The organism is Zavarzinella formosa DSM 19928 (assembly GCF_000255705.1).
Lineage (GTDB): Bacteria > Planctomycetota > Planctomycetia > Gemmatales > Gemmataceae > Zavarzinella > Zavarzinella formosa.
This window is the reverse complement of sequence record NZ_JH636439.1, coordinates 1,952,374-1,958,178: the sequence shown is the minus strand read 5'-3', so window position 1 is coordinate 1,958,178 and position 5,805 is coordinate 1,952,374. Positions and strand designations below refer to the sequence as shown.

Annotated in this window: 6 protein-coding genes; all 6 read right to left on the bottom strand. The window is 49.6% G+C overall.

What is annotated here, in order from left to right:
• Window positions 1-176 precede the first annotated feature (176 nt).
• Window positions 177-422, bottom strand: coding sequence for a hypothetical protein (locus tag BGIM_RS0109280; protein ID WP_020469508.1), 246 nt, complete (start codon window positions 420-422; stop codon window positions 177-179).
• An 80-nt stretch (window positions 423-502) separates the two neighbouring features.
• Window positions 503-1,852, bottom strand: coding sequence for a phage major capsid protein (locus tag BGIM_RS0109275; RefSeq protein WP_020469507.1), 1,350 nt, complete (start codon window positions 1,850-1,852; stop codon window positions 503-505).
• Window positions 1,853-1,893: 41 nt separating this feature from the next.
• Window positions 1,894-2,475, bottom strand: a complete 582-nt coding sequence (locus BGIM_RS68215; protein WP_084759761.1) for an HK97 family phage prohead protease — start codon at window positions 2,473-2,475, stop codon at window positions 1,894-1,896.
• A complete protein-coding gene (locus tag BGIM_RS0109270) occupies window positions 2,426-3,718 on the bottom strand; it encodes a phage portal protein (RefSeq protein ID WP_029629881.1) in 1,293 nt (430 codons plus the stop codon). The genes BGIM_RS68215 and BGIM_RS0109270 overlap by 50 nt, the downstream gene beginning before the upstream one ends.
• Before the next feature lie 12 nt (window positions 3,719-3,730).
• Window positions 3,731-5,323 (bottom strand): terminase TerL endonuclease subunit, encoded by a 1,593-nt coding sequence (locus BGIM_RS0109265; RefSeq protein WP_020469505.1) that lies wholly within the window; start codon window positions 5,321-5,323, stop codon window positions 3,731-3,733.
• 251 nt (window positions 5,324-5,574) lie between these two features.
• On the bottom strand, window positions 5,575-5,805 hold a 231-nt coding region (locus tag BGIM_RS0109260), incomplete at its 5' end, for a hypothetical protein (RefSeq protein ID WP_238537566.1).

Sequence of the window (5,805 nt, the reverse complement as noted above, 5' to 3'; positions counted from 1 at the left end):
CTTTTCGGCAAACTCGCACTTTCGTTCGACGTGGGAGCTATTTAGAATCGTGTCCTCTGCCGTGGTGTTTAAGCGTAGTTCTGCCTTCAATTCGGCTACGGTGACCGGTTCGGAGACTGGCGGAGTGATGGTTTTTAGATCGTACACATAGGTATGAATCCCTCGTGTGATGGCTTTTACTCAGCTTTGGCAAACGGGTGATACACAAAAACGCGATTGCCGTTCTTGATCGTGATTGCACCATTTGCCAAATCTTTCTTGGCACTCGCAAGGCTTTCTTTGGCGCTTGCAAAACTGTCTTTAAAATGTCCCATAATCCCGATGAATTCTTCCTCAAAATACTTGAGAGCATATTCAAATTCTTCAACGCTACTGCGAAAGGAATATGTGTCAATCTCGATTGGTTCTTCAGTTGTGTTCATCAAGTAATAAAGTGAGCGTTTATAAAAATTAAAAAACCCATCCGGTAAAGGCTGGGTGCGAGTTTTAAAATTTAAAAAGATCAGCTATCGGCAACAATCTTAATCCACCGATTGCTAGTCGCCGGTCCCAGCCACCCGCCGCCAACGCTTGCAATACCCATGTAAGCCACATGCGGGGCAAACCGCTCGCGCATCACTTGGAAGATTTGCCCTTCAACCACTCTAAGCATGTAATGGTCAGGGTTGAACAACATCAAAGGTTTGTTCCCAGCCGCAAAACTAGCCATGTACTGAGAAACCACAACAGGGTAACCAAGCAAACGCTGAATCCCAACCGGGTCAGAAGCGTTCGTTTCAAACAAACTCTTGCCCGTGGTCGTCTTGAACACTTGGCGGAGTTTCATTTCCATAGAAGGCGAAACAACCCAAACGAGGTTATTCCGGTACTGTTGCGGAACATCAAACACACATTGTTCAACGTGGCTGATTGCGAAATCAGAGATTTCAATGTCCGAACCGGATTGAGTCCCAGACAACAGAATCCCACCGATGGCACTTGCACCGTTAGCCGCGCCCAAAATCACATCCTGTTCAATCTTTCGAGCGAACGAATTTGCATTGGCGAGAGCAATCTTTTCCTCAACATTAATGGCACTGTCCCGAAGACTCTGGTAAGTCACTTTCTGGAAACCCGAAGTAAGGTCAAAAGCCTTGATGGTAACGCTGGAAGTGGCAAGATTAGTGTCGGGAATGGTCGGGCTGGTTTCACTGCCGGAACTGGCTGTGATGTAGTCGGCAACCATAGCCGTATCATCAACCTTAAAATAAATTCGGTCGTTCCCGTCGCTCGTCACTTCGCTTTGAAGGTACGAAAGCAACGGGCTTTGAAGGGTCAAATACTCAGTGACTTTTTGAGAGTAGGTCTTTGGAACCCAATCCGCACCAGAACCGGAACCACCTTTGGAAAGGATCGTTCGCTTACGGTTGAAACCGCCGTTGTAGTCGCAAGCGATCTTTGCCGTAGGGGCGCCAAGGTCAAACCCGGCAGAACGCGCCCGCATAATGGCACCGCTCGTTCTGTCAGCCTCGCCCGTGTGACTCTGAAGCCAAAGTCTCATCCCTTCGGCTTGCATCTCGGCTTTGCTGCCGTTGCTGACAAACAGGTTTTGGGGGGTGAAAATTTGCGGGGCTGGTCTGGTAGGCTGTGCCATCCGTTCACGCTGGACAGCAAGCCTTTCCTCTCGATAGGCTTTCACCAATTCGGTATCGCACTGTTCAGCGCGACTAAGGCAGTTTTCAAGTTCAGCCTCTTGTTCCGGTGAAAGGTTTTCCGTCCGGCTACGGGTTTGCAAGGCTTCCGCTTCGCCAATCAGCTTTGCCTTTTCATTTTCAATTTCTTTGCTCGATCTGATGGCAATAGTGTCCGCCATATTTCTCCGTGAGTTAGGTTCACGGATATTTAGCCAGACCATTATTTAATTTTTAAAACGCGAAGCCTAGTCAACCACTCACGGAATCGTCTATCGCTGTCCGTCCTCAATCTCACATCCGTTGCCTGATATGCCGGGTTGTCATTCAAGCAAACATCTTGGAGTGAACAACCTACGATGTCACAATTCAAATCATTGGCGCTACCTGTCCATTGCTCATGGTCTGGCGCTGTCCTCATTTGAACCGAACATCCCCGCAACCGTCCTGCCTCTACCTCTCGTCTGATGTGGTCGCCAAGTTCGTTTCTGGGTAGTTCACAAGTGGCAAACAAACCTCGTGAATCCTCCTGTAACAGAAGTTCTCCAGTCGTTCGCCTGGCAAATGTCCGGCTTGCGTCGTGGTCAATGTTTGCCAGCACTTCACCCGACTGGCTCAATGCGTCCTTGAACGCTCCGGGTTTGATGGTTTCTCGATAGCGTGCAACCATTCCCAGAGGCGTAGCCATGTCCCGAACCATTGCCGGACTGTCAAAGACAGAAGCGTAAAAGGTCAAGCGTCGATTATCGGCGATATTAATCGGGCTGGTTTGGGTTCGTGTCCGCAGTTGGGCGGGGTGTTCCATTGTTATCCTCCGGGGTTGGTTTGACTGGTTGAAACGCTGGCAAGGAAACCTGTCCCATGTTCACCGGGGCAAGCGGCTGGTCTAGTCCTGGCACATAGGGCAGGTTCAGGGATGCGCGTACTTCCGATCTGAGTAAAACCCCTGCCTGAATGTAAGCCGAGTTAATTTGCTGTTCCGATTCCGGGTCACCTCTGAGAATTTTGGATGTGTCAAACTCGCAAAAAACCTCTTCCTGATCGGCGAAAATCTTATGGTTGAACTCGTCCTCTATATCCGACAAAAGCGGCATCAAACTTTGGCTGTAAAAACTCGCCTGATCGGCTGCAAGTGAGTTGTAATGAGCATTTTCCAGCGCGCCGAGTCGCATAGGCGAGAGGTTGAACCATCGGGCAATATCGGCAACAGAGTTGTTTAAAGCCTCTACGATTTGAGCATCCGCCGCCGTACTGGTCGGGAATGTGACCCATTCGCCGTTATCCGTGAGGATTGGCAAAGCCCCCGTGTTACTCGTGGATGCGTATGCCTGTTTGAAGCCTGCTTTCAAGTTCTCCAGTGCCTTTGCGTCAAGCCTGCCGGGAAACCGAACATACCCTGAAGGTCTTGCGGCATTCTGGTAATAGCTGGTTGCCGAGTCCAAAACCTGTTTATGAAGGGAAAGACTCTGTGAAGCGTAGTCAAGAATACTCTTTCCTCGAATCCCGTTTTCAGAGAACAGCATGAGATGAATCATCTCATCGTCGTCATAGCTCTCCAGTTGACCGGAACCATCGTAAATGAAGTAGGTTTTGTTCCATAAATCATCGACCAGAACCATCGACACATAGGCGCGAGGAATAGGGTAAAGAGCCAACAAATCCCCGTTTATATTGCGTTGGATCGTGGCGAAAAACTCTCCCGTTTCAAACAACCTACGGGCGATTAGCTTTTGAAAGACAGTGCGGGGCATCGCTGGATTAGGACGATTCCGAAGGGTGTAATAGGTCTTGGTTCCCTTCATCTGCACACGGCTACCGTCAGGCTTTTCCTCGTAGGTCACGAGGGGAATGTTCCCAAAACTGAGTTCATACAAGCGAATTGCCGCAAAGAACGGGCTTAAAGTCTGTGCGTCCTGTGTCGAATTGACATGGTGATTCGAGATTTTGAAATAGTCTCCCGGCACCTCGGACAACAGGTAAGCGGGGCTATGGGTGTTTCGAGTCCTTGGCTGTGCTTTCGCCTTGGCTTTTGTCTTTGTTGGCTTCACATCCTATTTAGTTCAGAGCATTAGGAATGCTGGAGCATCATCGTTCACAGCCTCTTGACAAGCCGTGATGAACGCGACCAGACACGAAACAGCGCCGTCAATTTTGTCTATCGATTTCTTCTTGTATGGGCGAATCATCCCGTCTTTGTTCACATCCAAGCGAACATTTGACAGGCAATACTTCAGCCAAGCCGTGTTTGATCCGTCGTGAGTGATGCGAATTTCCTTGTAAGCGCGTTCAAACTCCCTCATCACACCGTTATAAAATTTAAAAAACGGAGGAAACGGGGCTGTTTTCCATCCTTCACGCTCAACCTGTCCCATGAAAATGTGACCGCCTGAAGCCGGGTCGTAATTGATTTGCATCACTCGATAATCCCGACACAAAGCGAAAATGTGGTCAAGAATCAGGGCATCATCAATCCTGTCGCCCTCTGTCATCACCATACTTTGCTGATCGATGAATTGACTGTACTTCGGCAAGTTGGATTTGTTGCGTTCCCTCGTTGAATCCTCTGTAGTCCATGCCCATGAACGCACATGAAAACGCTGTTCTCGCAAGTGCCACACGATGGAAACAGAGGAAGGGTCTGCCCCACTGGTCGAAAGGTCTACGCCGATCCATGCCGAACATTCCCGTAACCGTTCCTCTGTCACCTCATTGGCGTGCTTGTCCCAATCGGAAACATCTAACCAAGCGTGTTCTTCCGCTTTGGTCCAAATGTTGAGGAACTTCCTTTTAAAATTTAAAAAAGCCCCTGAATTGTCCTTTGCTGACGCCAGTTCTAACCCGAATTGGTACTCATCAAACGGGCTGGGATTGGCTTTACGCCATTGAACAGGGTCTGACAGGTCTGATTCAGGGTCTGCCTCGTGTACCTGCGCGTACCAAAGGATATCTGTGTCGGTCCCGTCGATGATGCGTTTGCTCTTCTGGTAAACATCCGAGTAATAAAAATGGCTTACATCATCCCCGGCTGTGCTGATGTAAACGCAAATGGAATCGTCACGATGTTTCCCGGCTGGTGAAAGACTGGTGAAAAGCTTGTCGGAAGTGTGGAATGCCGCCTCATCCAGAATCACGCAAGTGGCGTTTGGTCCCTGTTCTCCAGACTTGGAAACAACCTTGAATCTGGCGTTGTTCTCTGCGTAGAAGATGGTTTTCCTGTAGTCGGTGAACTCCAAGAACTCGGCTAAACCAGACTGGCTGAAGGAATGTTTCACCTCGTTGTAAATCTGTCCGGCATTCTCAATCGAACATGCCCCAGCCAAAACCATCGGGCTGGGTTCTTTCCCGCAAAGAAGTTCAAAGGCGCAAATGATACTCGTGAGCATCGTTTTGCCCGCCTTCTTTGCTATGTGCAGATTGGCATAACGAAACCTTCGCTTGCCCGTAGGCAGTCTCCAAGAGTAAACAGACCTGATGAAACGCTCTTGCCACTGGTAAAGAGTGAATTTGCCTGTCGAGAATTGGCTTTGAAAGAAGGCATGGGCAAAGGAAACGACTTCATCACCTTTCGATTGCTGCCAATAACAGCCCATTTCCAGCGCCCTGGAATCGGCAAGCGTGCGAATTGCCCACTCTGGCGGGCGGTTACATTGCATCCCGTTCCCGTCTGTGAATCTCCTGATGACACTTCTCACAAACTGCCATGTAAGACTCTGGTCCTGTCGCCGGTCTCACGAGGTGATGAGCATGTTCGCTAAACCCCGTGCAGTCTGTCCCTCGATACTGGCACAATGGATGCTCTTGCATGACCTGGGTACGGTAACGCTCGTGATTGCTGCCGTAGTCTCTCTCTGCCGTGGTCAGTTTCCGCTTTGGCGGCTGGTGTTGCTTGATGGCTTGAACAGGTTTAGGCTTGTTTGGCATCGTTCATCCTCGTTGCCAACACATCCGCAAGGCTTGCTTTCTTCGCTAACCCCATGCGTTTCCGTGAATCAGGCAACATGCCGAAACTCTTCAAGAGGTTTTGAACCTGTTTTGCCAAGCACACGAGTTTGATGGTGTCCATGCCCTCGCGTTCGGCATCCATGTACCTCGCCCATAGTTGGCAAAGCAGAAGGAAAGCGAATTCCGTTTCAGG

Excerpts from the sequence above, each read along its gene's own strand:
- BGIM_RS0109280 (WP_020469508.1), bottom strand. The coding sequence starts at position 422 with ATGAACACAACTGAAGAACCAATCGAGATTGACACATATTCCTTTCGC.
- BGIM_RS0109275 (WP_020469507.1), bottom strand. The coding sequence starts at position 1,852 with ATGGCGGACACTATTGCCATCAGATCGAGCAAAGAAATTGAAAATGAA.
- BGIM_RS68215 (WP_084759761.1), bottom strand. The coding sequence starts at position 2,475 with ATGGAACACCCCGCCCAACTGCGGACACGAACCCAAACCAGCCCGATT.
- BGIM_RS0109265 (WP_020469505.1), bottom strand. The coding sequence starts at position 5,323 with ATGCAATGTAACCGCCCGCCAGAGTGGGCAATTCGCACGCTTGCCGAT.